Annotated in this window: 23 protein-coding genes and 1 tRNA gene; 11 read left to right on the top strand and 13 right to left on the bottom strand. The window is 70.1% G+C overall.

The genetic code is table 11. The annotated features are described in order from the left end of the window. Positions 1-186: 186 nt before the first annotated feature. The gene (locus tag DSY14_RS11100; protein WP_211716421.1) at positions 187-1086 is read left to right on the top strand and encodes a rhomboid family intramembrane serine protease; all 900 of its coding nucleotides are present in this window, start codon (positions 187-189) and stop codon (positions 1084-1086) included. Between the two features lie 200 nt (positions 1087-1286). Here DSY14_RS11100 and DSY14_RS11095 read toward each other — a convergent pair whose 3' ends face one another. The 8 genes from DSY14_RS11095 to DSY14_RS11060 all read right to left on the bottom strand — a co-directional run bounded on the left by DSY14_RS11095 (position 1287) and on the right by DSY14_RS11060 (position 10875). Further along, entirely contained in the window at positions 1287-1541 is a 255-nt protein-coding gene (locus DSY14_RS11095) for a cell division protein CrgA (protein ID WP_211716420.1), read from the bottom strand. 164 nt (positions 1542-1705) lie between these two features. Then, complete coding sequence (pknB, locus tag DSY14_RS11090; protein WP_211716419.1) at positions 1706-3514, bottom strand: Stk1 family PASTA domain-containing Ser/Thr kinase; 1809 nt, start codon at positions 3512-3514, stop codon at positions 1706-1708. Positions 3515-3594: 80 nt separating this feature from the next. Beyond that, positions 3595-5091 (bottom strand): serine/threonine-protein kinase, encoded by a 1497-nt coding sequence (locus DSY14_RS11085; protein WP_211716418.1) that lies wholly within the window; start codon positions 5089-5091, stop codon positions 3595-3597. After that, the gene (locus DSY14_RS11080; protein ID WP_211716417.1) at positions 5091-6545 is read right to left on the bottom strand and encodes a penicillin-binding protein 2; all 1455 of its coding nucleotides are present in this window, start codon (positions 6543-6545) and stop codon (positions 5091-5093) included. Before DSY14_RS11080 ends, DSY14_RS11085 begins: the two co-directional genes overlap by 1 nt. Beyond that, positions 6542-7948, bottom strand: a complete 1407-nt coding sequence (locus DSY14_RS11075) for an FtsW/RodA/SpoVE family cell cycle protein (protein WP_211716416.1) — start codon at positions 7946-7948, stop codon at positions 6542-6544. The genes DSY14_RS11080 and DSY14_RS11075 overlap by 4 nt, the downstream gene beginning before the upstream one ends. A gap of 4 nt (positions 7949-7952) precedes the next feature. Beyond that, positions 7953-9329 carry a Stp1/IreP family PP2C-type Ser/Thr phosphatase gene (locus DSY14_RS11070; protein WP_211716415.1) on the bottom strand — a complete coding sequence of 459 codons (1377 nt, stop codon included), beginning with the start codon at positions 9327-9329 and terminating at the stop codon, positions 7953-7955. Then, the gene (locus DSY14_RS11065) at positions 9326-9874 is read right to left on the bottom strand and encodes an FHA domain-containing protein (protein ID WP_283091613.1); all 549 of its coding nucleotides are present in this window, start codon (positions 9872-9874) and stop codon (positions 9326-9328) included. The genes DSY14_RS11070 and DSY14_RS11065 overlap by 4 nt, the downstream gene beginning before the upstream one ends. Positions 9875-10116: 242 nt before the next feature. Then, a complete protein-coding gene (locus tag DSY14_RS11060) occupies positions 10117-10875 on the bottom strand; it encodes a DUF3662 and FHA domain-containing protein (protein WP_211716430.1) in 759 nt (252 codons plus the stop codon). Positions 10876-11110: 235 nt separating this feature from the next. On the opposite strand from DSY14_RS11060, the gene DSY14_RS11055 reads away from it, so the two are divergent. After that, a tRNA-Leu gene (locus DSY14_RS11055) sits at positions 11111-11193 on the top strand. A 524-nt stretch (positions 11194-11717) separates the two neighbouring features. On the opposite strand, the gene DSY14_RS11050 is transcribed toward DSY14_RS11055, so the two are convergent. Continuing rightward, a complete protein-coding gene (locus DSY14_RS11050; protein WP_249187683.1) occupies positions 11718-14138 on the bottom strand; it encodes a beta-glucosidase in 2421 nt (806 codons plus the stop codon). Positions 14139-14432: 294 nt separating this feature from the next. Here DSY14_RS11050 and DSY14_RS11045 point away from each other — a divergent pair, with 294 nt between their 5' ends. Further along, on the top strand, positions 14433-15044 hold the full coding sequence (locus tag DSY14_RS11045) for a TenA family protein (protein WP_211716413.1): 612 nt from the start codon (positions 14433-14435) through the stop codon (positions 15042-15044). Positions 15045-15190: 146 nt separating this feature from the next. On the opposite strand, the gene DSY14_RS11040 is transcribed toward DSY14_RS11045, so the two are convergent. Then, complete coding sequence (locus DSY14_RS11040) at positions 15191-15715, bottom strand: SSI family serine proteinase inhibitor (RefSeq protein WP_211716412.1); 525 nt, start codon at positions 15713-15715, stop codon at positions 15191-15193. A gap of 78 nt (positions 15716-15793) precedes the next feature. On the opposite strand from DSY14_RS11040, the gene DSY14_RS11035 reads away from it, so the two are divergent. The 7 genes from DSY14_RS11035 to pheA all read left to right on the top strand — a co-directional run bounded on the left by DSY14_RS11035 (position 15794) and on the right by pheA (position 22075). Further along, the gene (locus DSY14_RS11035; RefSeq protein WP_211716411.1) at positions 15794-16126 is read left to right on the top strand and encodes a rhodanese-like domain-containing protein; all 333 of its coding nucleotides are present in this window, start codon (positions 15794-15796) and stop codon (positions 16124-16126) included. Positions 16127-16193: 67 nt separating this feature from the next. Continuing rightward, complete coding sequence (locus DSY14_RS11030; protein WP_211716410.1) at positions 16194-18089, top strand: PAS domain S-box protein; 1896 nt, start codon at positions 16194-16196, stop codon at positions 18087-18089. Positions 18090-18345: 256 nt separating this feature from the next. Next, positions 18346-18954, top strand: a complete 609-nt coding sequence (locus tag DSY14_RS11025; protein WP_211716409.1) for an ATP-binding protein — start codon at positions 18346-18348, stop codon at positions 18952-18954. Between the two features lie 97 nt (positions 18955-19051). Further along, positions 19052-19408: an STAS domain-containing protein gene (locus tag DSY14_RS11020; protein ID WP_211716408.1), complete on the top strand. Its 357-nt coding sequence runs from the start codon at positions 19052-19054 to the stop codon at positions 19406-19408. Positions 19409-19413: 5 nt separating this feature from the next. After that, the gene (locus DSY14_RS11015) at positions 19414-20262 is read left to right on the top strand and encodes a glycosyltransferase (protein WP_307851187.1); all 849 of its coding nucleotides are present in this window, start codon (positions 19414-19416) and stop codon (positions 20260-20262) included. Between the two features lie 42 nt (positions 20263-20304). Then, positions 20305-21090: a DUF4446 family protein gene (locus tag DSY14_RS29600; protein ID WP_211716407.1), complete on the top strand. Its 786-nt coding sequence runs from the start codon at positions 20305-20307 to the stop codon at positions 21088-21090. 37 nt (positions 21091-21127) lie between these two features. Beyond that, complete coding sequence (gene pheA / locus DSY14_RS11005; RefSeq protein WP_211716406.1) at positions 21128-22075, top strand: prephenate dehydratase; 948 nt, start codon at positions 21128-21130, stop codon at positions 22073-22075. A gap of 40 nt (positions 22076-22115) precedes the next feature. On the opposite strand, the gene DSY14_RS11000 is transcribed toward pheA, so the two are convergent. Next, positions 22116-22286 carry a hypothetical protein gene (locus DSY14_RS11000; protein WP_211716405.1) on the bottom strand — a complete coding sequence of 57 codons (171 nt, stop codon included), beginning with the start codon at positions 22284-22286 and terminating at the stop codon, positions 22116-22118. Positions 22287-22431: 145 nt separating this feature from the next. On the opposite strand from DSY14_RS11000, the gene serS reads away from it, so the two are divergent. Continuing rightward, complete coding sequence (serS, locus tag DSY14_RS10995; RefSeq protein ID WP_211716404.1) at positions 22432-23715, top strand: serine--tRNA ligase; 1284 nt, start codon at positions 22432-22434, stop codon at positions 23713-23715. 229 nt (positions 23716-23944) lie between these two features. Here serS and DSY14_RS10990 read toward each other — a convergent pair whose 3' ends face one another. Both DSY14_RS10990 and DSY14_RS10985 read right to left on the bottom strand, forming a co-directional pair. Beyond that, the gene (locus DSY14_RS10990) at positions 23945-24496 is read right to left on the bottom strand and encodes a bacterial proteasome activator family protein (RefSeq protein WP_211716403.1); all 552 of its coding nucleotides are present in this window, start codon (positions 24494-24496) and stop codon (positions 23945-23947) included. Between the two features lie 33 nt (positions 24497-24529). Then, complete coding sequence (locus tag DSY14_RS10985) at positions 24530-25498, bottom strand: NAD(P)H-quinone oxidoreductase (RefSeq protein ID WP_211716402.1); 969 nt, start codon at positions 25496-25498, stop codon at positions 24530-24532. Positions 25499-25654 lie beyond the last annotated feature (156 nt).

The raw sequence follows: 25654 nt of genomic DNA, 5'->3' as shown, positions 1-25654 counted from the left end.
CGGGCCCGAGGCGGAGCGGGTTCGACGGAACACGGTGGTGTCCTCGCCGTGATCGCCCGCGCACACGTCGCCCGTCGCCGCCCTCGACGGGCGGTCCGGCGGACGACGGTCCCCGGGCGATCCCCTCCCGAGGCCACCGAGTCCCGTCGGTGTCCGCACCAGAACCCAAGGAGTGACCCGCCGGCCATGACCGCACCTCCCCCCTCCTCCGGCCCCGCACCGGGCGCCGGAGCGCCGCGCACCTGCTATCGGCACACCGACCGCGAGACCGGGGTGAGCTGTACCCGGTGCGGGAACCCGATCTGCCCCGACTGCATGGTCGAGGCCTCCGTCGGGTTCCAGTGCCCGTCGTGCGTGGCGGAGGGGAACCGCAAGGTGCGGTCCACACGGACCACCTTCGGGGGCAAGGTCGTCGACAAGCCGTACGTGACCTGGACGATCCTGACCATGATGGTCGTGGGCTTCGTCGTCCAGTGGGGCACCTCGGACCCGATCGGTCAGCCGACGATGTCGCCGCTGACCGGGATGTTCAGCATGTGGGGGGTCGGTGTCGTCGCCTACGGCGAGTGGTACCGGCTCTTCACGGCCGCGTTCCTGCACGCGGGCATCTTCCACCTGCTGTTCAACGGGTACGCGATGTTCATCCTCGGCCCGCAGCTGGAACGCTGGCTGGGGCACGGGCGGTTCCTCTCCCTGTGGCTCCTGGGCGCCCTGTCCGGCTCTGTGCTCAGCCTCATCGCCACGCCCGGTCAGGGCTCCGTTGGCGCCTCCGGGGCGATCTTCGCGCTGTTCGGCGCGGTGTTCGTGCTCGGCCGGCGCCTGCGGCTGGACACCAGGATGATCCTGGTCCTGCTGGCCCTCAACCTCGGTATCACGTTCCTGGTGCCCAACATCTCCTGGACCGCGCACATCGGTGGTCTGGTGGGCGGGTTGCTCATCGGGGCGGTCTTCGCCTACCTGCCGGGCCGCACGGCCAAGGCGACGCGGCGCACCCTGGTGCACACGCTGCTCTTGGCGGCCTTCGCGGTCCTGTTGGTCGTGCTCGTTCTGGTGGCGCGGGGGCTGTGGACGGTGACCGGCGTCTGACACCCGAACACGACGTGGGCCCCGGATGTTCGTTTCCGGGGCCCACACGTGTGTCCAGGTCAGACCGCGTCCGGACACGTCGAACAGAGCTACCCACAGCCTGTGGATAACTCTGTGGAAAACCGGATCAAGGCGGGGCGAAGACCCCTGCCGTTGTCAGGCCCGTGAGCGGCGGGGGCGGCCGCACACCGGAGGCGGGGTCAGTGCCAGCGGGTCGACAGGATGACGGCGACGATGATGCCGCTGAACCCGATGAGCAGGTTCCAGTTGTTCAGGTCCTGCATGTACGGGACGTAGGAACCCGCGATGTAGTACACGCCGATCCAGAGGATGCCCAGGATGAAGAAGCCCAGCATCGTCGGCACCAGCCAGCGAGGGCTGACCTTCGGCTGCTCTTTGGAAGGAGGCGGCGTGTAGACGGCCTTCTTCTTGCGATCGTTGCGGGACTTGGGCACGGTCGCTGCTCCAGGATGTGGGGCGGTTCGGAATGAGCCCCCAGTCTACGCCCCGGTCGGTGCGAGAGTCACCGTCCGGGAGGTCCCGAAAACCCAACGGTCCCGACACACGAAGGGTCGCACCGGACACCGGTGCGACCCTTCGTGGCTCTACCCGCCGGCCCCTAGCCGCGGCGCGGGATGGCGAAACCGTCCTCCGGTGGGCCCGGAGGGTTCTCCGGATCGGTGGGCTCCTCCGGATCCGTCGGCTGCTCGGGATCGGTGGGCTGCTCCGGTTCGGTCGGCTCGTCCGCCGGGGCGGTCGCGATCGTCACGGTGACCGTGGTGCCCGAGTTGACGTTCTGGCCGGCCGACGGGGACTGGCTCATGACGGTGTCCGCCGCCTGGTCCCCGTTCTCCTGCTCCTGGAACTGCGCCACCAGACCCGCCTGTTCCAGGGCGTTCTGTGCCTGGTCGCGGTTCATGTTCTGCAGGTCCGGCACCGACACCTGGTCGGGGCCGGAGGAGATCCGCAGGGTGATCTCGGTGTCCGGGTCGACCTCGTTGCCGGCGGAGGGGTCCGTGCCGATCGCGTTGCCCTGATCCACGGTCTCGTGCGACTGGGACTCCGTCGTCACGTTCTCGAAGCCCGCGTCGCTCAGGGTCGACTGCGCCTCGGACTCCGACTGCCCCTCGACGCTGGGGATCTCCAGCGCACCGGGGCCGCTGGAGACCACGAGCACGATCGAGTCGTCGAGGGGGATCTCGGTGTCCGCGCTCGGGTCGGTCTCGATGACCGACCCCTCCTCGACCTCGTCGTCGGCCTGGGTGTCGACGTTGACGTTGTCGAAGCCCGCGTCGCCCAAGGCCGACTGCGCCTGTTCCTCGCTCATGCCGACCACGTCGGGGACCGTGCCCTGCTCCACCTCCGGGGTCCCGTCCCGGGTGAGCAGGAAGAAGACCAGGGCGATCGACGCGATGACGCCCAGGGCGAGCAGGACCCACAGGGCCTTCCTGCCGCCGTTCTTCTTCTCGTCCCGGTAATCGTCGTAGTCGTCGTAATCGTCGTAGTCGTCGTACCGGTCGTTGTCCACCGGCGGCAGCGCGCTGGTCGCCCCCGCGGCGGCCATCGCCATGGTTCCGGCCTGCGTGGGCATCCCCGCCAGGCCGCGCTGGATGTCGGCGCGCATCTCCGCGGCGTTCTGGTACCGGTCCTCCCGGTCCTTGGTCATCGCGCGGAGGGTGACGTCCTCCAGCCAGTCCGGGACCTGCGAGTCCACCTCCGACGGAGGGATCGGGTCCTCACGGACGTGCTGGTAGGCGATGGAGACGGGCGAGTCGCCCGTGAACGGCGGCTGCCCGGTGAGCAGCTCGTACAGCACACAGCCGGTGGAGTAGATGTCGCTGCGCGGGTCGACGCGCTCACCGCGCGCCTGCTCCGGAGACAGGTACTGCGCGGTGCCGATGACCTGCGACGCCTGCGTCATCGTCGCCTGGTCGTCGCCCATGGACCGCGCGATACCGAAGTCCATCACCTTGACGTCGGCGTTGCGGGTCAGCATGACGTTGGCGGGCTTGATGTCCCGGTGCACGATGCCGTTGTCGTGGCTGTACTCCAGGGCCTTGAGGATGCCGTCGACCAGCTCCGCCGTACGCTCCGGCAGCAGCTTGCGATCGTCGTCCAACAGCTCCTTGAGGGTCCGCCCGTCCACGTACTCCATGACGATGTACGGGATGGACAGACCGTCGATCATGTCCTCGCCGGTGTCGTACACCGCGATGATCGCCGGGTGGTTCAGCGAGGCGGCGGACTGGGCCTCCCGACGGAACCTCGCCTGGAAGATGTGGTCCCGGGCCAGGTCGTGTCGGAGCGTCTTGATCGCGACGAGCCGATCGAGCCGTTGGTCGCGTGCGCGGAATACCTCGGCCATGCCACCGCGCCCGACAACCGTGTCGAGCTCGTAGCGTCCGCCGAGGAGCCGGGGCTGGGACATGTCGTGCACTAATCCTCGTGTCTTCCGGTGGCCGCCCGCGGGCCGCCGCCTACCCTGAGCGCGTCACGCTCATCCTGTGGTCACAGACTGTGGTCTCTGTTGTTGGGGCCGTTTCCTTCACCGTTGCCCGGAGGAGGTCCGGGCTCCTCACCGCCACCACCGTCACCGGGGTCATCGGCGCCGGGATCCTCGCCACCGGGTTCCTCGTCCTCGGAACCGTCGGTGCCGTCGTCCTCGGGCGGAGCGGTGTCCTCCTCCCCCTCCCCGGGATCCTGGGGCTCGGTGTCCTCCCAGTTCTGCGGAGGGGGGTTCCATTCCGGAGCCTGGGGGGTGGTCTGCGGAACCTCGGGTTCTTCGGTCACCTCCGGCTCCTCGCTGGGTGTGGGACTCGGGGACTGGTCCGTGACCGCGGGCGGGTTGCCGTCGTTGACCGGCTCGTTGTCGGTACCGCCCATCATGAACCCGGCCACCGCCGCGCCCACGATGAGAACGGTCGCCGCCACCGCCGCCAACACGACCGGTGTCCTGACCCGTCGACCGGACTCGTGATCTTGGGTCAGCCTAGTGGAATCCCCGCCCTGATCAGGGGTTACGGCGGCCTGATCGGCGGTTCGCCGTACCTGCCCCGAGGCGCCGCTGCGCGGGCCGCCGTCCGGGATCGCGCCGACCACCCGGGTCTGAGCCATGCCGTTGAACCCGGTGGCGGGCGTCGGGGGGCCGGTACCGGCGTTGGACCGGATCACGGCCGCCAGGTGCGCGACCTCCCCGGCCGAGGAGGGCCGGTCCTCGGGGTCCTTCTCCAGCAGGGAGAAGACGAGGTCGTCGATGTCGGCGGGGATGTGCTCGGGCAGTGGCGGCGGGTCGTCGCGCGTGTGCGCCAGAGCCAGCGCCACCGGACTGTCACCCGTGAACGGCGGCTGGCCGGCCAGGCACTCGTAGGCCACCACGCCCAGTGCGTAGAGGTCGGAGGCGCCGGTCGCCGGTCGCCCCGACGCCTGTTCCGGCGAGATGTACTGGGCCGTGCCCATCACCATGCCGGTCTGGGTCAGGGTCACCGACATGTCCCCGCGGGCGATGCCGAAGTCGGTGAGCTTGAGCTGACCGTCCTCGGCCACCAGCAGGTTGCCCGGCTTGATGTCACGGTGCACCACACCGCGCGCGTGCGCCGCGGCCAGCGCCTTGGCCGCCTGGCACACGAAGTCGAGGGTCTGGTCGGGGCTCAGGCCCCCCTGCTCGCGCAGCACCTGCGACAGGGGTTCGCTGACCACCAACTCCATGATGAGGAACGCGCGTCCGTGCTCCTCGCCGTAGTCGTAGACCTGGGCGATGCCCGGATGGGACAGGCCTGCGGTGATCCGCCCCTCCGTGCGGAAACGCTCACGCGCCGTCGGCTCGGCCATCTGCGCCGGGTGCAGCAACTTGACCGCCACCGACCGGTTGAGCAGGGTGTCGGTGGCACGCCACACGGTGCCCATGCCACCGGAGCCGATCTGCTCCTCGAGTCGGTAACGGTCGCTCAGAACGGTCCCGGTGAGCCCACCGGGACCGTTCTGGGAAGACGGTTCGTAGGTGTCCACTACAGAACCACTGCCTCCATCATGTTGCGCGCGATCGGCGCGGCCAGTTCGCCACCGCTGCCGCCACCGTGCTCGATGACGACCGCGACCGCGACCTGGGGATCGTCTGCCGGGGCGAACCCGATGAACCAGTTGTGCGTGCCCCGGTCGCCGCCGGTCTCGGCGGTACCGGTCTTGCCCGCGACGTCGATGCCCTGGATCGCGGCGTTCTTGCCGGAACCGTCGTCCCCCGCGGTCACCTGGACCATCATGTCGGTCAGCGTGGACGCGTTGCTGGCGCTCATGGCCTGACTGTAGACCTCGGGCGTGGTCTGGGTGACGACGCTGCGATCGGAATCGCGCACCGAGTCCACCATGTAGGGCCGCATGACCTCACCGGAGTTGGCCACGCCCGCGGCGACCATCGCCATCTGCAACGGCGTCGCCTCGACGTTGGACTGGCCGATGCCGGCACGGCCCAGGATGTTGCGGTCGTCCTCGGCGGGGGCCAGGCTCGGCACCGCCGGGATCGGGACCTCCAGGGTCTCGTCATCCCGGTTGAACCCGAACTCGGTGGCCTGGTCGGCCAGGGCCTGGCCGCCCATCTCGATCGCCCAGTTGGCGAACGAGGTGTTGCAGGACATCTCGATCGAGTGCGCCAGGGTGTCGGGCTGCCCGCCGTTGCAGCTGCCGCCGCCGGCGTTGGGCAGCGGGTGCCCCAGCTCCAGGATGTCCGGTGCGTCCATGGTGCTGTCCGGTCCCGCGTCCAGGTTCTCCATGGCCGCCGCGGCGGTCACGACCTTGAACGTCGAACCCGGGGGGTAGCGCTCCCTGAGCGCCCGGTTGAGCAGTGGCTGGTTCTCGTCGGCGCTGAGCGCGTCGAAGGTCTCCACGGCGTTCGTGATCTCCTCGATGCTCACGACCTCGTTGGCGTCGTAGGAGGGGTAGGACACCGATCCCAGGATCGCTCCGGAGCTCGGGTCGATGGCCACCGCGGCGCCGTTCTTGCCCAGGTTCTGGAAGCCTTCGAACCCGGCCTGCTGCACGGCGGGGTCGATGGTCAGCTCGACCCGCGCCCCCTCCGGCTCGCGACCGGTGATGACGTCGCGGAAGTTGCGCACCGCCAGGCGGTCGTCCGTGCCGTCCAGCAGCGGGTTCTCGGACTCCTCGATGCCGTCCGCGCCGTAGCTGCGGAACGAGCCGACGACCGGGGTGTACAGCGGTCCGCCCTCGTACATGCGCTGGTAGCGGGGCGGGTCGTTCTCCTCCGAGATGTTCTCGGAGTAGGCGACGTTCTCACCGCCGATGACGATCGGTCCCCGCATGTCGGTGAGCCGCTCGCTGTACTGCCGGCTGTTGAGCGGGTGTTCCCGGATGGCCTCGGCCTGGAACCCCTGGATCCAGGTGAGCTGGAGCATCAGGGCGCCGAACAGGATCATCGAGAAGACGCTCAGGCGTCGGATGGGTGTGTTCATCGTCGGATCACCTGTGTGGCCCCCTCGTCCTGGATGGCCTGCGGAGCGGGACGCCGCGCGTTGTCGCTCATCCGGAGCAACAGGCCGATCATCAACCAGCTGGCCATGAGGGCGGAACCACCCGCGGCCAGGAAGGGGGTGGTCATACCGGTCAGGGGGATGAGGCGGGTCAGACCGCCGAGCACCACGAACACCTGGAAGCACATGACGAAGGCGATGCCGCTCGCCAGCATCTTGGTGAACAGCTCCCGGGAGGCCAGCGCGATGCGCATACCGCGCTGCACCAGCAGGAACACCACGATGAGGATGGTCATGACCCCGGTCAGTCCGAGGTCCTCGGCCAGGGACGCGAAGATGAAGTCGCTGTCCGCGGCGAAGATGCGGTGCGCCTGGCCACCGCCGAAGCCGGTGCCGAACAGGCCACCGTAGGCCATGCCCACGATCCCCTGGACCAGCTGCATGCTGCCGCCCAGACGGTCGTAGACGTCCTGGTCGAAGGCGTGGAACCAGATGTCCACGCGCTGCCGGAAGTGCCAGAAGATCTGCATCGCCAGCGCGGCCGCGCCGATGAACACGGTCAGGCCGATGATCACCCAGGACGAACGCTGCGTGGCGACGTACAGCATCGCGAGGAAGGTACCGAAGAGCAGCAGCGAGGTGCCGAGGTCCTTGGTGATGACCAACAGGCCGATCGCCAGGACCCAGCCGACGACCATCGGCATGAAGTCACGGGCGCGCGGCAGGTCCAGGATCTTGAACCGGCCGACCTTGATCGACTTGGCCGCCAACGACAGCACCTGCCGCTTGGTGACCAGGTACGAGGACAGGAAGACCACCAGGGCGATCTTCGCGAACTCGGACGGCTGCACGGTGAACGGTCCGACGCCGATCCACCGTCGGGCGCCGTACTCGCTGATGCCCAGGAACGGGATCATCGGCAGCGCGATGAGGATGATCGCGGCCAGGGCGCTGATGTAGGTGTAGCGCTGCAGGACCCGCGGTTCCTTCAGGAAGAACAGCAGGGCGATGCAGAGGATCATGCCGACCGCGGTCCACACCAGCTGCATGCCGATGCCGGCGTGCTCGATGTCGCCGGAGTCCGCCGCGTCCAGGCGCCAGATCATCGCGACGCCGATGCCGTTGAGGAACAGCGCGCACGGCAGGATCAGCGGGTCCGCGTACGGGGCGATGAAGCGCAGGGCCAGATGGGTGGTGAGCGCCAGCGCACCGAAGATGAGGCCGTAGCCCCACGTGGCCCCGGGGATCTGGTTGTTGAGGTTGAGCCCGGCCGTCGCCATCGCGCTCATCATGATGACGATGGTGATCAGGACCAGGACCAGCTCGGCGTTGCGCCGTTTGACCGGTGGGAGGGTGGTGGGCGCCTCAGGGGTCGTCGAACTCAAAGGGTCACCCCGATTCCTCGGTCTCGGTCCCCTGGCCGCTCGCGCCGTTCTGCGTCCGATCGCTGGTCTCGGCCTGCTCGCGCAGGTCCTCGATCACCGTCTGGGCGGCGTCGAGACTGTCCACCTCGATGTTGGTCCGCAGGTCCTGCTGGTCGGTCGGGGCGAGCGACTCCACGGACAGGTCGGTCGACTCCACCTCGTCGGACAGGTCGAACCCGGCGATGTTGGTGTCGATACCGCGGTAGACGCTGACGGTCGACCCGTCGGCCGAGACACCCACGAAGTACTGGTTCTCGATGTACTGGCGCCCGAAGTAGTAGCCGCCGCCCGCGATGGCGCCGACGACGATGACGAAGACCAGGACGATCGGCCACCAGCTACGGGTCCGGTACTCGCTCTCCTGGTTCTGGCCGCGGGAGGTCGGAGCGTCGTAGTCGTCGTAGGGCTGCTCCTCGTAGGAGGGGGAGCCGTACGCACCGGCCGGCGGAGGGGACTGCCCGTCGATGGGGTCCATCTCCGCGGTGTCGCCGCCGTTGCCGCGCAGCTCCTGCGCCCGTCTGGCGGGGCTGGTCTCGTTCGGGCCGGTCGACACGTCGCGCTGGTCGGCGGCGCCGACGGTCTGCGCGCCCGCGGTCGGGCCGTCGTGGTCGGTGTCGGTCTCGATGACGTCCGCGACCACCGCGGTGATGTTGTCCGGGCCACCGCCGCGGATCGCCAGCTCGATGAGCTTCTTGGCGGCCGTGCGCGGGTCGTGCTCGGTCGCCAGGGTCTCGTGGATGGTCTTCTTGCTGACCACGCCCGACAAACCGTCGGAGCAGAGGAGGTAGCGGTCGCCGGCCTTGGCACGGCTGATGGAGATGTCCGGGTCGACCGGGGTCTTGCCGTCCAGCGCACGCAGGATCAGGGACCGCTGCGGGTGGGTGGCGACCTCCTCCTCGGTGATCTTGCCCTCGTCCACGAGGGTCTGCACCAGGGTGTGGTCGTGGGTGATCTGCTCGAAGCGCGAGCCGCGCATCAGGTAGGCCCGCGAGTCGCCGATGTGGATCAGGGCGACCTGGGATCCCGACCACAACATGGCGGTCAGGGTGGTCCCCATGTTCTCCAGCTGGGGTTCCTGCCGGATGCGGACGGCCAGCGACTCGTTGGCCTTCTCGACGGCGCGTTGCAGCACCTCGGCCATTTCCTCGGCGCGCGGATCGTCGGAGGTGTCCAGACTGCGGATCGACGAGATCGCGATCGAGCTGGCCACCTCGCCGCCCGCGTACCCGCCCATGCCGTCGGCCACCGCGAGGAGGTGCTGACCGGCGTAACCGGAGTCTTCGTTGCCTTCGCGGAGGCATCCTACGTCGGAGTACGCCGCGTATCGGAGAGCGATTGTCATTTGCGCAGTTCCAGGACGGTTTTGCCGATACGGATGGGCTGACCCACCGTGATGGGCTGGGGGCGGTTCAGCTTCTGCTGGCCGAAGTAGGTGCCGTTCGTGGAGTTGAGGTCCTCGACGAACCAGCGGCCGTTTTCGGAGTACACGCGCGCGTGCCGGCCCGAGGCGTAGTCATCGGTGATGACCAGCGTCGAATCGGGGGCACGGCCGATGAGGATGGGTTGTGAGGAGAGGTTGACCGTGGTGCCCGACAGAGGGCCCTGGGTCACGGCCAGCACCGTGGGCTCGTTGCGCGACGCCCGCTGGGAGCGTCCCCCCTGAGAGGACGCGGGGCGACGCTGCGCCTGGCGCGGGGCCTGCCGCGGCTTCTTCTTCCGGGACTTCCTCTTCGACTGTCCGAAGAGGTCAGTACTGATGACGCCGACCGCCATGAGGACGAACAGCCAAAGCACCGCGAGATACGCGATCTTGATCAATATGAGGGTCAAGTTGGACATCGAACTGCTCTTCAGCCCCTGTCGTGCTTCGGCCGGGATGGCGGTCATCGGCCGCCACCGTGTCTGCCCCACCTTCGGGTCGGTGAGTCTGGGTCGCTGGTCCGCGGCCCATCCGGCCGCGGCTATTGTGCCCGATCGGTCAGGTCTTCGCGGAGACTACCCTCCCGGCCGGGGATCCGACAGCGGGCCTGTGGCGACCCGCCGCCGGACTCGAACCTTCAGACGCCGACACGACGCGGTTGGTTGCGGTCCGGAGGCGGCGGGAATCCCTGGCCCGTCGGAGAGACCGGTCAGTCGCGACGGAAGGTCATGGTGGTACGCCCGAGACTGATCCGGGTGCCGTCCACCAGGCGGGCCTGCCTGACCTGCTGACCGTTGACGAAGGTCCCGTTCGTGGAACCCTTGTCCTCCAGGACGACCTCGTCGCCGTCCACGCGGATCTCCACGTGGTGACGGGAGACACCGTTGTCCACCAGTCGAAGGTCACAGTCGGTGCCGCGGCCCAGCAGGGTCACCGGTGTGGTCAGTTCGAACGACTGCTGCATTCCCTGGCTCGCGATGTTCCCCTCGGCGGTCGCGCCGCCGGGGGAGATGAGCAGACGGGGGCGGCCCGTCTGTCGCGGACCCGAGGTCGGGCCCGGGTCGCCCACCGGCTGGCGGAGTTCTCCGCCCTCCACGAGGCTTCCGCGCACGACGCCGGAGCGGATGCGGAACCGACCGGTCTTCAGGCCGTCGTCCGCGCGGAACTGTACCCGCACCGGACCGACGAACGAGTAACCCTGTTCCGTGGCGTAGTCACGGGCCAGCTTCGACAGTTCCTGCCCCAGGCTGTCGGCGTACACCTCCAGGCGTTCCTTGTCGCTGGCCGACAACTCGACGATGAAGTCGTTCGGGACCAACGTCCGCCCTTGGGCGACGATGGCGGCCCGCTCGTCCATCTCTCGCTGAACCGCGCTCGCGACCTCGACCGGCTGGAGCTCCGACTTGAAGGCCATCGCGAAGGTGCCTTCGATCATGCCCTCAAGCCTGCGCTCGAAGCGTTGGAGCACTCCCACGAGGTACCTCCCTTTGTACTCCACTTCGTATGTGTAGACGATCGTAACCGGGCCGGGGTGCCCCTGGATTCAGGTGCACCCCCGGGATCGGTGCCGGGCGGCCACGATCGGGACCGACCGCAAACGATGTGCAAGCCCCCTTCAGCCCGTGCTAGTCTTCTTCTTGTCGCCAGGACGAACCGGCCGAAACACCGGATCACCTGGCAGGATAATCGAATACATGTCACTCGGGCGGGTGGCGGAACGGTAGACGCGCACGGTTCAGGTCCGTGTGTCCTAACGGATGTGAGGGTTCAAATCCCTCCTCGCCCACTTCACGATGAACGACCCTGGTCGTCGGCTTCTGGCCGAACGTCCGGGGTCGTTCTCGTTGTGCTCTCGCGAGCGCCGCGTGCTCCCCGAGGGCGCTCCCGCGTGTCCCTCCTGTGCGCCGGTCGCCCCGTCGCGGTCCAGGCGCACCGCGCGGCGCGGTGTCCGCGTGAGGGGCTGCGGCGAGGCGCTCGACTGGGGCACGCAGGGGAACTCCCGGGTGTTTTTCGGTGGGTCCGTAATTGCGGGCAAGCAGGTTCAACGATCTTGGATCGTTAGGTTCGGGGCAACCCGCCCTCCGGGTCCGGAACCGGTCACGGAGGGCGGGAAAGCCCGGAGCGACGGGCCTTCCGGGGCGGCGGGACCCCTCCGAACAGCGCGGACGTCCTCCGCGTGTCTCACCGGAACGAGGTCGTGTCGCCCGGTCGGCGTGGCGCACGCTCCGACGGGGCGACGGTGCGTCACCGGCCGGACGACGGCGTGCCCCCGGCGGAGGGCGGTCGCCTGGCCCCCGGAAGGTCCGGCCCCTATCCCACCGGGTCCTCGGGCGCGAGGACCGGCCCCACCCGGGTGGCGCAGACGAGCCCGCGCGTGTGATCGACGACGCGTCGGGGCCCGGTGAGCCGTACGGACACCGTGTGCCGAACGTCGCCGCTGGAGGCGGCCAGGGCCAGGACGAGGTCCCCGGGGTCGACGACGCGTCGCAGGTCGCGGCCGGTGTAGGACGCCAGGTCGGCGGGGACGTCGAAGGTCACCGTCCGCGCCCGGCCGGGTTCGAGGTCGACGCGGGCGTAGCCGATGAGTCGGCGGACCGGCTGGGTCACCTCGGCGACCGGGTCGGACAGGTACAGCTGGACCACCTCGGTGCCGGCCCGGTCCCCGGTGTTGCGGACGGTGCAGCCGACCGTCACGGTGCCGTCGGTGGGGACCTCGACCGTGCCCTCCGGGGCGGCGCCGTCGTCCACCACGGGGTCGGCCCAGGCGAAGCGCGTGTACGACAGCCCGTGCCCGAACGGGTGGCGCGGGGTGGGATCGACCGAGCTGACCGCGCTCCGGTGGGCGAGGGGCGCGCCCAGGTAGGTGGCGGGTTGGCCGCCCGGGTCGCGTGGCACCGACACCGGCAGACGTCCACTGGGGGAGATCCGTCCGGACAACACCCCGGCCACGGCGGATCCTCCCTCCTCCCCGGGCAGGAACGCCTGGACGGTGGCGGCCAGCCGGTCGGCCACCGGACCCAGCGCGTACGGACGTCCGGTGAACAGGACCGCCACCACGGGTGTGCCGGTGTCCACGAGGGCCTCCAGGAGTTCCTGCTGCACCCCCGGCAACCGCAGGTCGGTGGCGTCGCAGCCCTCACCGGAGGTGCCCCGTCCGAACAGGTCGGAACGGTCCCCCAGGGCGACCACGCACACGCGTGCCGAGCGCGCCAGGGTCGTCGCCGCGTCGAACCCGACCACGGAGTCGCCGTCCACCGAACAGCCCGGAGCGTGGGCGATCCGATGCGCGGGCAGCGCCTCGCGCAGCGCCTCCGACAGGGGGGCGACCGCGACCCCGGTCTCCGTCCCGGGGTGCCGGCGTCCCACGTGCGCGGGGAAGGAGTAGCAGCCGAGCATGGCGTCCTCGGTGTCCGCGAGCGGACCGACCAGGGCCACGTCCGGGGTCTCCTCGTCCCCGCCCCCGGCGGCCGGCAGGGGCAGGACGCCCGTGTTCTCCAGCAGCACCACGGACTCCTCCGCCAACAGGCGGGCGAGTGCCCGGTGCTCGGCCGGGTCCAGGTCGGGTGCGGTGTCGTCCTCGGGGACCTCCGGTGACCACCCCGGGTCGAGCATGCCCAGCGCGCACTTCTGCCGCAGCACCCGGCGCGCGGCCCGGTCCACGGTCTCCTCGTGCACCCGGCCGGCGCGGACCTCCTCGACCAGTCGGTCCCCGTAGCAGTGCACGGTGGGCAGTTCGACGTCCACGCCCGCGGACAGGGCCAGGGCGCCCGCGTGGGCCGGGGACGCGGCGAGCCCGTGCAGTGAGTGCAGGAAGTCGACCCCGAAGTAGTCCGCGACCACGGTCCCCTCGAAACCCCAGGTGTTCCGGAGCAACTCAGTGAGCAGGGCGTGGTCGGCCGCGGCGGGTAGTCCGTCGTTGTCGTTGTAGGCGTGCATCACCGAGCGGGCGCCGCCGTCGCGCACCGCCATCTCGAAGGGCGGTAGGAGGACGTCGGCGAACTCGCGGGGGCCGATCGAGGCGGGGGCGAGGTTGCGGCCGGACCGGGAGGCCGAATAGCCGGCGAAGTGTTTGAGGGTGGCCACGACCCCGGTGGACTGGAGTCCGCGGACGTAGGCCGTGGCGATGGTCGCGACCAGGTGCGGGTCCTCACCGATGGTCTCCTCGGTGCGACCCCAACGGGCGTCGCGGACCACGTCGAGCACGGGCGCCAGCCCCTGGTGGGCGCCGACCGCCCGCATGCTCCGGCCGATCTGCGCGGCCATGCGTTCGACCAGGGCCGGGTCGAAGCAGGCGCCCCAGGCCAGGGGGACGGGGTAGATCGTCGCGGTCCAGGCGGCGAAGCCGGCCAGACACTCCTCGTGGGCCACGGCCGGGATGCCGAACCGGTTGGCGGCCATGATCTCCCGCTGGCTGCGGGCGAGGGAGGCACGGCCCTCGGCGGGACCGACGGGAACGGTGCCGAAGGGTCGGGTGAGTTGACCCAGGCCGTCCTTGATGGCCTGCTCCCACAGCGGCGGGTCCCGGGACAGGTCGTGCTGGTGCGGCGCGACGGGTGCGCCGTCGGGGCTCGCCCGGACCCAGATCCCGTGCAGTTGGGCGACCTTCTCCTCAAGGGTCATCGCGGACAGGAGCGCGTCCACGCGCTCCGCGGGCGTCGCGGTGGGGTCCTGCCAGTGCTGTGCGGCCGTCGCCGGGGGGTGTTCGGTGGGACGGGCGGGGGAGCCGGTCAAGGAGTGCCTTTCCGTGGTGCGGACACAGTGGCGTCGGTGATGATCGGCGCATCTCGAAAGTTTCGTAAACTTTCGCGAAACTTGTTGCCGGTGAATGTACGTTCGCGCCTCGGTCGGGTCAACCCCCCGAGGAGGATGGATCACCCGCGCCTCGACGAGCCCACCGGTGGGAGGGGCGGGTGGCTCCGGTCGGGTGTGCGGGGGACTCCGGTGAGAGGGTGCTCCGAAACTTTCGGGCCGCCGAGCGTCGAGCCCGCCCGAACACCGCGGAGCGGCCGATGGGACACTGCGAGCGTGGGTATCACCGAACGACTGCACGAGATCGGGCGACCGCTCGTCGCCGAACAGCTCGCACACCCGACCGTCGCCGGCATCTCCCGGGGCGATCTCGACGAACGCGCCTTCCGCTACTGGCTGGAGCAGGACCACCTCTACCTGCTCGACTACGCGCGGGCGTTCTCCCGCCTGGCCTGGCAGGCGCCCGACCACCACCTCGCCGACCTGGTGGGCATCGCGCACAGCACCCTCACCGAGGAACTCGAACTCCACCGCTCCCTGTCCGGTGAGTTCGGCGCCGACCTCACCACCAAGGACAAGGGGCCGGCCTGCGCGGCCTACACCGCCTGGCTGCTCGACGCCGCCGCCGACCTCATCGACGGTCTCGCCGCCGTCTACCCGTGCATGTGGGGCTACAACACCCTCGGACGGGAACTGGCGAAGAACCCGCCGGAGGATCCGCGCTACGCGCGCTGGATCGACACCTACAACGACCCCGCCTTCACCGAACTCACCGAGAAGTACGGACGCATGTTGGAGGAGGCGGACCCCGACCCCGCCCGCGCCGAGCGCTTCTTCCTCGAAGGCATGCGCCACGAGGTCGCCTTCTGGGACACCCCCTACACCTGAGCCTCGGTGCGACGCGACGCGGAGCCCCGTGGTGGGGACCCCTGGAAACCGGGGGAGGACGCCTCCGCGGCCGGGCCGTGCGGCACGGAAGCGGGGGCGGACCGGTGGTCGGTCCGCCCCCTTCGGGCGTGCTGGTCAGGCCAGGGTCAGGGGTTGATCACGGCCTCGACCTCGGCGAAGCGCTCGATCTCGCACCCGTTGCGCTTGTTGAACTCGGTGTCGATCTCGGTGTCCTCCACGTGGCCGGTCACCCGGGCCTCCTCGGGGCCACCGATCTCCATCGTGCACATCATGTCCGTGGTGTCCATGGTGAACGGCTCCGTGCCGACGGCGTCGATGTCGGCGCAGGCGGCTTCGGGGTCGGGGTGGTCACCCCCGACGGGCGCGCAGGTCAGGGTCCACGTGCCCTCCTCGAAGCCTTCCTCGGGGGTCAGTCCCTCTTCACTGGACACGGAGGTCTCGATCACGAGTTCCACCGCGGCGTCGCCGCCGTCGGTTCCCTCGGTGTCCTCGTCGTCGGTGTCGGTCTCGGTTTCTTCGGGGGCGCCGGCGCCGGGTGCCGGTGCGTCCACCTCGGCGGGCTCGTTGCCGCAGGCCGTGATAAGCAGGCCGAGGGCTGCGAGAGCGGCGAGGCGGGTCGGCAGTGCCGTTGCGAAGGTGTGCATACGCATGTTGCTTGGACGAAGGGCCCGACCACGCGGTTCCCTCGCGTCTCACTTTTTTCGTACACACCCGACACAGGGGGTCACATGTTCGGTGGACAGGTCGCCGAGGTTCTCGCCAACGAGGTTCCCGAGGGGGGCTACCTCCTCGACGTCCGTGAGGACGACGAGTGGCGGGCGGGGCGCGCACCCGGCGCCACCCACATTCCGCTCGGCACCCTGGGGGAACGCGCCGGTGAGGTGCCCCAGGACCGGAAGGTCTACGTCATCTGCCGGTCCGGTGGGCGTTCGGGTCAGGCCACGATGGCCCTCAACCAGGCCGGTTGGGACGCGGTGAACGTCGCGGGCGGCATGCAGGCCTGGGAGCACGACGGACGGGACATGGAGGCGGATTCGGACACCGAGCCCCGTGTGATCTGAACGTCGAATCTGGACGGATTACGCAAAGGCCTGCCACTCGAAGGCTCGTGGGTGGCAATATGACGACGTGAGTTCCGAGCGCGCGCCCCTCAGCGCCGAAGCCATGCTCGCCTCCTCGGCGGACGCGGTCATCGGTATCGATGGCGAGCTTCGGGTCACCTTCTGGAACCCGGCGGCCGAACGTATGTTCGGCTGGTCCGCGGACGAGGTGCTCGGCGGCGAGCTGCCGATCATCCCGCAGGAGTTGAGACCCGAGTACGGCGCGGTGCTGGAACAGGTGCGCGCCGGAACCCCGTTGACGATCTTCACCCGACGGCTGCGCCGGGACGGCACCGCCCTGGACGTGCGGGTGAGCACGGGGTGCGTGCACGACGACCAGGGTGGTCACACCGGGTGGGTCCTGGTGCTCTACCCCCGTGACAAGGAGGTCCAGGCGCAGGCCTCGGCGATGGAGCGCGCCCGCCTGGTGCGCCGGCTCACCGACGTCGTCGCCGACATCAACGCCGACCTCAGCCTCAAGTCGGTGCTGGACCGCATCATCAGCAGCCTCACCGAACTCACCGGTGCCGACGCGGGCGGTTTCGTGCTGCTCGAGGAGGACCGGGTGAAGCTGGTCAGTCTCACCCACCTGTCGGACGAGCTGTACGGGTTCAGCGCCCCGCTGGAGACGAGCCTGTTCGGGGAGCTGCTGCGCAGCGGCAAGTCCGTCCTGTTGGCCAACAGCGACACCCGCAGCCTCGAGGACCTCATCTGGGCCGACCTGCCCGGTCTGCACACCATCGCGCTGTGCCTGTCCAACGCCCAGGGGCGGCCCTACGGCGCTCTGTACGCCCTGTACAGCAAGCGCAAGGTCGGGCACGTGGAGCTGGAGCTGTTGGAGCTCATGGCCTCCCACGCCGGAGTGGCCATCGGCAACGCCATGGCCTACGAGGAGCTCAAACTCCAGCGGGCCCGCGAGCAGGCGGTCTCGGACTCCAGCGCGGACGGGATCGCCGTGCTGGACTTCAACGGCAAGGTGCGCAAGTGGAACCGCTCGGCGGCCGAGTTGACCGGTTACACCTTCGAGGAGGTGGAGGGTAAGCACCCGCCCTTCCCCATACCGGTGGCGCACGGCGATCCGCTCAAGCACCAGAACGAGGGTGGTCGCTGGCTGGAGATCCTCATGGCGCGGATCCCCAGCACCAACGAATGGGTGGTGGACTTCCGCGACATCACCGCGCAGAAGGCCCTGGAGGAGGAGCGGGAGTTCTTCCTGGCCAGTACCGGACACGAGCTGCGCACACCGGTCACCGTCATCCAGGGCTACGCGGCGATGCTGTCCCGCAAGGGAGAGCGGCTGGGACCGGCCGGGCGACAGGAGGCCAGCGAGATCATCCTGGACCGGGCGCGTGCCCTGGCCAAGCTGGTGGAGCGGCTGCGCCTCGGCTCGGACGTGGCCAGCGGTGAGATGACCCTGGACCGCGTGCCGTTCGACCTGGTGGAGCTGCTCGGTCAGTCCGTGGCGGCGTTCCGTCCCCTGGCCGAACGGCAGGAGCTGCTGCTGGACTCGGAGGGTCCGCTGTGGACGCTCGGGGACCCCTTGGTGACCGGCATGGTCATGGACCAGCTGTTGGAGAACGCGCTCAAGTTCTCCCCCGAGGGCGGCCGGGTCCGGGTCGGTGTGGACGTGGGCGAGGAGACGCTCACGATTCACGTGGACGACGAGGGCATCGGCTTCGCGTCCGGTGACGAGGAGCGGATCTTCGAGCGGTTCTTCCAGAGCGGCGAGCGGGGCGACCGTCGGGGGTACGGCGGCCTGGGCATCGGCCTCTACATCGTGCGTCAGCTGGTCCGGGAGCAGGGCGGTGAGGTGACCGCGCACCGGTTGGCCAAGGGCACCCGGATGCGTATCACGGTGCCGCGCCACCGGGGTGAGGGCGCCGGCCTCGGCGTGGTCCTGTCCGAAACCTCGGCCCGCGAATGAGGGGCGCAGGAGCGCCCACTCCTCGTGCGACACGCCCACTCGCGTCACACGGGAAAAAGAAATCTCAACCACCCCTCCAGCCCCTGTGGCGCCGGTGATCTGCGCATCGCCGGCCGGTGCTGTGACCTGAGTTTCCTGGCGACGTTGGTTTCCTCCCAGCGTGATCGGGGCATTTCCACCCCTGGTGGAATTCGCCGCCATACAACGGGCGAGTTCCGGTCCAGCTGATAAGCACGAATGCGCAGGGAAGAAAGCCGTGTCAGGAGACCACACCCCACTCGACGAGGGGGACCCTCGGAACCCTCGAAAGGTCGAGCGGAGCGTCGCTCTTCCCTACGTGCCCGAGAGCGTCTCCGGGGCCAGGCGAGGCCTCTGCGCCGATCTGAGATCCCTGGAACTCGGTGAGTCCCGGGTCGACGACGCCGCCCTCATTCTCAGCGAACTCGTCAGCAACGCCCTGCGACACGCCGGACCCCTGCCCGACGACACGGTGGGTGTGTCCTGGCGACTCGAGGTGCACCGCGACACCTCCGGCGGCCGGTTGGAGATCGCCGTACGCGACGGTGGGTCGACCACCCTGCCCCGGGTGGCCCGTCCCTCCATCTCCGGTCTGGGCGGCCGTGGTCTGGGCATCGTCCAGTCCCTGGCCGGTCGATGGGGGACCGAGATGGACGCCACCACGACCACGGTCTGGGCGATCCTGGACATCGCCGCCGACGACCTGCCGAGCGACGTGGACGGTGCCGTGACCGAACCGTCCGTCCCGCTGTGGCAGGAGCGGCCTCCCGCCCACGACGAGGAAGACGTCGTCGAGGTCGACCTGGGCGTTGGCAGCGAGGCCCCGGCGTGGGGCGCCCTGCGCTGACTCCCCTCGCGCCGCCGGTCCGGAGGAACGTGATCGATGGCGCGAAACACCGTCGGCGAAGTGGCCTGGCCCTGGTGGGGGCGCTACAGTCCTCACTGTGGAGTTGAAGATATCGAGTCGGTTTCAGGATGGCGTCGCGGTGGTAACCGTTGGCGGTGAGATCGACCTGTACACGGCACCCCAGTTGCGCAACGAACTCGTCGGTTCTCTGGAGGGGGGAACCCGGCGCCTGTTCGTCGACATGTCGCGGACGGAGTTCTGCGACTCGACCGGGATCAGCGTCCTGTTGTCCGCGATGAAGCGCGCCCGCGACAAGGACGGCGACCTGGAACTCGTGGCGCCCCGCCCGGCGGTCATGAAGGTTCTGGAGATCACCGGTCTCCATGAGGTCTTCACCATCCACCCCGATCTCGACGCGCTGCCGGTGGCCGCCGGTACCGGCAACACCAAGTAGCGCCCGTGGCCCAGGACCGGTACGGGACCCACGGACCGGCCGGTACGGCGGTCGCGGTGGTGATCCCCGCCAAGGACGAGGCCGAGCGCATCGGCGCCACCGTCGCCGCCGCGCGCGGACTGCCCGGAGTGGACCTGGTCGTCGTGGTCGACGACGGATCCACGGACGCGACCGTGCGCCTGGCCCTGGACGCCGGGGCCCGCGTGTTCCGGCACGGCCGCAACCGCGGCAAGGGCGCCGCCATGGAGACCGGAGCCGAGGGCATCCGCCTGGTGGAGGAACACGAGGCGGCGGAGGGCACCGTACGCGCCCCCCGTCACCTGCTGTTCCTGGACGCCGACCTCGCCGGCACCGCGAAGGGCGCGGCCCCGTTGGTGACCCCGGTGCTCAAGGGCACCGCGGACATGACCGTCGCGCTGTTCCCCGCCACCCGCCTCCGTCTGGGCGGCAGCGGTTTCGTGGTCCGTCTGGCCCGTGAGGGCGTGCGCAAGGCCACCGGCTGGGAGCCGGAGCAGCCGCTGAACGGCCAGCGCTGCCTGAGCCGCGCGGCCTTCGAGGCGGCCCGCCCCCTGGCCCCGGGGTTCGGGGTGGAGACCGGACTGAGCATCGACGTCCTGCGCGCGGGTTACCGGGTGGTGGAGGTCGAGGTGCCGTTGGAGCACCGGGCGACCGGAACCGACCTGCGGGCGCAGGCGCATCGCGCGCACCAGTTCGTGGACGTGGCCCGTGCGCTGGCCGCCCGGGAGTGGCGCCCCGCTCTGTACCGGTCCTGGGAGCGCGCCGTCGATGGTGCGCGCGGCGCGGGGCGGAGCGCGTCCAGGAGAATCGGGCAGATTAGTAGCAAAAAACGCTAAGAGTAACCCCATGAGTGCGGTGCGTGCGGATACGCTCGCGCTGTGTTCACTACGTTCCTGGCACTCATCGGTCTGCTCTTCGGTCTGGGCGGTCTCGCCCTCGGCTGCTACGCGACGTTCCGGGCGCGCGAGGCCCAAGGCGACTACCGGGCCCTGGCCCAACGCGCGCTCGCCGTCAACGCCGCCGGCGCCGACCCGCGCGCCGTGCGCGACATCGCCGTGCTGCACTACGACGCACTGGAGGAGATGTCGGGCGCGCGCTCCTTCTCGCTCGCCCTGCTCAACAGCCTGGGCGACGGGGTGGTGGTCACCTCGATCAACGGACGCACCGAATCGCGCACCTACGCCAAGGCCGTCAACCGCGGTGAGTCCCACATCCTGCTCAGCCCCGAGGAGTACCGCGTGGTCCGATCCGCCCGACTGGGCAACGGGATCGGCGCCGCGACGCCGGACCCCGAACCGAGGTCCGAGGTCAGGCCCGAGCCGGCGCCGGAGGCGAACGCGGAGTCGGTGCCCGAGTCGGACCCGGACGCGCCCGCCACGGCATCACCCGACCCTGAGGAGCAGTCGGTCACCGTGGTCCCCGGTCCCGCCCGGAGCGCCGACGACACCGCCGGAACGCCGACCGAGGGACCGGACGCGGAAGGCGCGGTGGAGGACCGGCCGGAGAAGGACGGTACCGGGGAGGCGGAGACGGCCGACCCCGAAGCCTCCGGGGCCGCCGAGACCCCCGAGACCGAGGGCGGGGACTCCCACGCGCGACCCCCCGAACCCCGCGAACCCGACGCTGACGTGCCCGACGCCGAGACGTCGGACCCCCGTCACTGACCCCACCGCACCACGCGTCCCGTATAGCCTGAACAGCATGCCCAACCGTTACGCCTACCTCGGCCCCGAGGGCACCTTCACCGAAGCGGCCCTGCGCGACCTGCGCCCCGACGCGTCCGCGGAGGCCCGCGTCCCCTGCGACGGAGTGGCCGCGGTCTTCGACGCGGTCCGCGCCGGTGCCGTGGACGGCGGGGTCGTACCCCTGGAGAACTCGGTCGAGGGCGGGGTCACCACCACCATCGCCGAGCTCATCAACGGTGAGTCGCTGCTCATCACCGGTGAGACCGCCGTCCCGGTCGAGTTCGCGCTCTTCGCGCGCCCCGGCACCGTGCTGGAGGACGTCAAACGGGTGGCCACCCACCCCCACGCCCTCGCCCAGTGCCGCGGCTGGCTCTCCCGCCACATCCCGGACGCCGACACCCACACGGTGTCGTCCACCGCGGCCGCCGCCCGCGCCGTCTCCGAGCCGGGCGCGCCCTACGACGCGGCGATCTGCGCCGTCATCGCCGGGGAGCGCTACGGGCTGCACGCCCTGGCCGTCGGGGTCGGCGACCGTCCCGACGCCGCCACCCGCTTCATCTACCTGTCCCGGGCCGGGGCCCTGCCCGAGCCCACCGGGGCCGACCTGACCTCCCTGATCGCCTTCATCGCCGACGACCACCCCGGTGCGCTCATCGAGGTCCTCAACCAGTTCGCCGTGCGCGGCGTCAACCTCACCCGGCTGGAATCGCGCCCCACCGGCGACGGCCTCGGCAGCTACTGCTTCTGCATCGACGCCGAGGGCCACGTCGCCGACGCGCGTGTGGGCGAGGCGCTCATGGGCATCCGGCGGGTCTGCCGCGACGTCCGTTTCCTCGGCAGCTATCCGCGCCGCAGCAAGGGAACCGAACTCGACCCGCCGCTGCGGCCGCGGGCCACCACCGACGCGGACTTCGCCGAGGCCGAGCGCTGGCTCGCCCGCGTGCGCGCCGGCGACATCGCCTGAGACGACCGCCCTCCCCCAGGCGGTCGCCCGGTCGTGAACCTCACCCGACCTCGGTGAGGTCCCCCTCGTGGAACACCCACTCCTCGGCCGCCGCCCGGCGCAGTTCCCGGTACAGCGCCAACCTCAGCGCGGTGTCCTCCGACCCCGTGTCGTCCAGCGCCTCCAGGGCCTCGGTGAGTTCCTCGGTGGTCATCTCGCCCAGAGATTTCACGACAGTCCCCCCACGGTTCGGTACGCCGCCGGGGATTCTCCCCGGCCGACCCTTCCACTGGGAGGACGGGTGACCGGCCTGATCATGACGTGAGTGTGCCGAAAAGATGTGGGGTGGGGCGGGACCGGGCGGTACCCTGCAAGACGTGATCGACCTTCGCGCTCTTCGAGAAGACCCCGAACGACTCCGTGCATCGCAGCGGGCCCGCGGTGAGGACCCCTCCGTCGCCGACCGGCTGCTCGAACTGGACTCCGGTCGCCGTGCGGCGCTGACCCGGTTCGAGACCCTGCGCGCCGAACAGAAGAGCGTGGGCAAGTCCGTCTCCAAGGCCTCTCCGGAGGAGCGTGAGGAGCTCCTGGCCAAGGCCAAGTCCCTGGCCGCCCAGGTCAAGGAGGCGGAGGCCGAGGCGGGCCGTCTGGGCGACGACCTCGACGCCGTCCTGTCGCGCGTGCCCAACCTCGTGGAAGAGGGTGCCCCCGAGGGCGGCGTCGACGACTTCGTGGTCCTGGAGACCGTGGGCGAGCCCCGCGCGTTCGACTTCACGCCGCGGGACCACCTGGAGCTGGGCGAGATGCTCGGTGCCATCGACATGGAGCGCGGTGCCAAGGTCTCCGGTGCCCGGTTCTACTTCCTCACCGGTGTGGGCGCCCAGTTGGAGCTGGCGCTGCTCAACATGGCGATGAACCAGGCCGTCGAGGCGGGCTTCACCCCGATGATCCCCCCGGTCCTGGTCAAGCCCGAGACCATGGAGGGCACCGGGTTCCTGGGCGAGCACTCCGACGAGGTCTACCGCCTGTCCGACGACGACCTGTACCTGGTGGGCACCTCCGAGGTGGCCTTGGCCGGCTACCACTCCGGGGAGATCCTGCCGGCGGACGCCCTGCCCAACCGGTACATCGGCTGGTCGTCGTGCTTCCGCCGTGAGGCCGGCTCCTATGGCAAGGACACCCGCGGCATCATCCGCGTCCACCAGTTCAACAAGGTGGAGATGTTCGTCTACACCCACCCGGACCAGGCCCACGAGGAGCACGAGCGCCTCCTGGCCTGGGAGCGGCGGATGCTCGACAAGCTCGACCTGCCCTACCGCGTGGTGGACATCGCCGGCGGTGACCTCGGCACCAGCGCCGCCCGCAAGTACGACTGCGAGGCGTGGGTCCCCACCCAGGAGACCTACCGGGAGCTGACCTCCACCTCGAACTGCACCGAGTTCCAGGCGCGCCGTCTCAACGTGCGTTACCGGGACGAGGACGGCAAGCCGCGGTTCGCCGCCACCCTCAACGGCACGCTCGCGACCACCCGCTGGATCGTCGCGATCCTGGAGAACCACCAGCGTGAGGACGGCTCCGTGGTCGTCCCCGAGGCCCTGCGGCCCTTCCTGGGCAAGGACGTCCTCGAACCGATCCACGCCCCTAAGAACAAGAAGAAGTAGCGCGCCCGCGCGACGCACGAGAGCCCGGACCCTCGGTGGAGGGTCCGGGCTCTCGTACGTGTTCCTCGTGGATCCGGTCGCGGGCGCCGGTGCCCCGGTGGTGGGACGGCACGCGCCCGCGGAACGGTGCGCCCCGACCAGGCGTGCCCCACCCGTGCGCGCCCGCACGGGCGGTGGCGTGCCGGGAGGTGAGGCCCGAACGCCCTGGTCGGTCGCTGTGGAACGGGACCTACAGGTAGGGGCCCGAGCCGATGTCCGGCCGCTCCTGTCGGTCCTCACCGGGCCCGCCGGGGCCCTGCGCCTGCAGGCCGCCGACACCGGGAGGCAGCGCCTTGCGCATGTTCTCCAACTGGGCGCGGGCCGCCATCTGCTGGGCGAACAGGGTGGTCTGGATGCCGTGGAACAGACCCTCCAACCACCCCACCAGCTGGGCCTGGGCGATCCGCAGCTCGGCGTCGCTGGGCGCGGAACCCTCCGCGAACGGCAGGGTGAGCCGTTCGAGCTCCTCGATCAGCTCGGGGGCCAGACCGTCCTCCAGCTCCTTGATCGAGGAGGTGTGGATCTCCTTCAGGCGGGCGCGGCTGGCCTCGTCCAACGGGGCGGCCTTCACCTCGTCGAGGAGCTGCCGGATCATGCTGCCGATCCGCATCACCTTGGCGGGCTGCTCCACCATGTCGGCGAGCGTGCGCGGCTCCCGCGCGTCGTCACCCTCGTCCCCGTGGCCGGCCTCGGCACCCACCACCAGGACCTGGGGTTCCTTCTGGTCGTCTGTGTTGCTCATCGATTCCCTAGCTCGGCTGTGTTCGGCGCGCGGTCAGCGGACGAGAAGGATCTTGCCGGTGTGCGCGCTCGACTCCATGACACGGTGTGCCTCCGCCGCGTCCCGCAGCGGCAGGGTGCGGTCCACGACGGGGCGGATGGCTCCTTCTTCTACCAACGGCCAAACCTGCTCCAGTACTCCCGACACGATCGCGGCCTTCTCCGACGCGGGGCGGGAGCGCAGGGTGGTGGCCTGGACGGAGAGCCGTTTGGCCAGCATGCGGCCCAGATCGATCTCGGAGCGGCGCCCGCCCATCAGCCCGATGATCACCAGGCGGCCGTCGGTGCGCAGGCACCGCAGGTTCGCGTCCAGGTACGCCCCGCCCATGATGTCGAGGACGAGGTCGGCGCCGCCCTCGGCGCGCAGACGTTCGGTGAAGTCCTCGGTCCGATAGTTGACGGTGATCTCGGCGCCCAGCTCACGGCAGCGCTCCAGCTTCTCGTCGCTGCCGGCCGTGACCGCCACCCGGGCGCCCAGGGCGCGGGCGAATTGGATCGCGAACGTGCCGATGCCGCTGCCGCCGCCGTGCACCAGGAAGGTCTCGCCTGCGCGGAGCCGGCCCGCCGACACCAGGTTCGACCACACCGTGCAGGCCACCTCGGGCAGCGCCGCCGCCTCGACCGGGTCCATCCCGCTCGGAACCGGAAGGAGCTGGCCGGCCGGCACCGCCACCCGCTCCGCGTAGCCGCCTCCGGACAGCAGCGCGCAGACACGGTCGCCCACGGCGTGGCCCTCCACACCCGGGCCCAGTTCGACGATGGTCCCGGAACATTCCAGACCCGGGTACTCGGACGCCCCGGCCGGGGGAGGATAGTGGCCCTGCCGTTGGGCGACGTCGGCACGGTTGACCGCCGTGGCCGCCACCTCCACCAGGACCTCGCCCTCGGCGAGGACGGGATCGGGTACCTCTTCCCAGGCCAGGACCTCGGGGCCGCCCGGTTCTGTGATTCGGATCGCGTGCATGGGGCCGACAGTACCCAGGAACGATCGGGAACACATCGGTGGACCGCGATCCGTTCCGTTACCCGGGAGCGATGCTTGGGCGGCTCCGCGCGGGTAAGAGAACCTCCGAGGGCCGATCCCGACCCCTTCCCCCGGGAGGGCCCACCTCCCCAGCAC

This window comes from Nocardiopsis sp. MG754419 (genome assembly GCF_018207095.1).
GTDB lineage: Bacteria > Actinomycetota > Actinomycetes > Streptosporangiales > Streptosporangiaceae > Nocardiopsis.
The sequence above is the reverse complement of the archived record's forward strand: the minus strand, read 5'-3'. Positions and strand labels throughout refer to the sequence as shown.

Bases quoted from the DNA above. Each gene is read 5' to 3' on its own strand.
- DSY14_RS11100 (WP_211716421.1), top strand. From the start codon at position 187: ATGACCGCACCTCCCCCCTCCTCCGGCCCCGCACCGGGCGCCGGAGCG.
- pknB (WP_211716419.1), bottom strand. From the start codon at position 3,514: ATGTCCCAGCCCCGGCTCCTCGGCGGACGCTACGAGCTCGACACGGTT.
- DSY14_RS11080 (WP_211716417.1), bottom strand. From the start codon at position 6,545: ATGAACACACCCATCCGACGCCTGAGCGTCTTCTCGATGATCCTGTTC.
- DSY14_RS11070 (WP_211716415.1), bottom strand. From the start codon at position 9,329: ATGACAATCGCTCTCCGATACGCGGCGTACTCCGACGTAGGATGCCTC.
- DSY14_RS11065 (WP_283091613.1), bottom strand. From the start codon at position 9,874: ATGACCGCCATCCCGGCCGAAGCACGACAGGGGCTGAAGAGCAGTTCG.
- DSY14_RS11040 (WP_211716412.1), bottom strand. From the start codon at position 15,715: ATGCGTATGCACACCTTCGCAACGGCACTGCCGACCCGCCTCGCCGCT.
- DSY14_RS11035 (WP_211716411.1), top strand. From the start codon at position 15,794: ATGTTCGGTGGACAGGTCGCCGAGGTTCTCGCCAACGAGGTTCCCGAG.
- pheA (WP_211716406.1), top strand. From the start codon at position 21,128: ATGCCCAACCGTTACGCCTACCTCGGCCCCGAGGGCACCTTCACCGAA.
- DSY14_RS10990 (WP_211716403.1), bottom strand. From the start codon at position 24,496: ATGAGCAACACAGACGACCAGAAGGAACCCCAGGTCCTGGTGGTGGGT.
- DSY14_RS10985 (WP_211716402.1), bottom strand. From the start codon at position 25,498: ATGCACGCGATCCGAATCACAGAACCGGGCGGCCCCGAGGTCCTGGCC.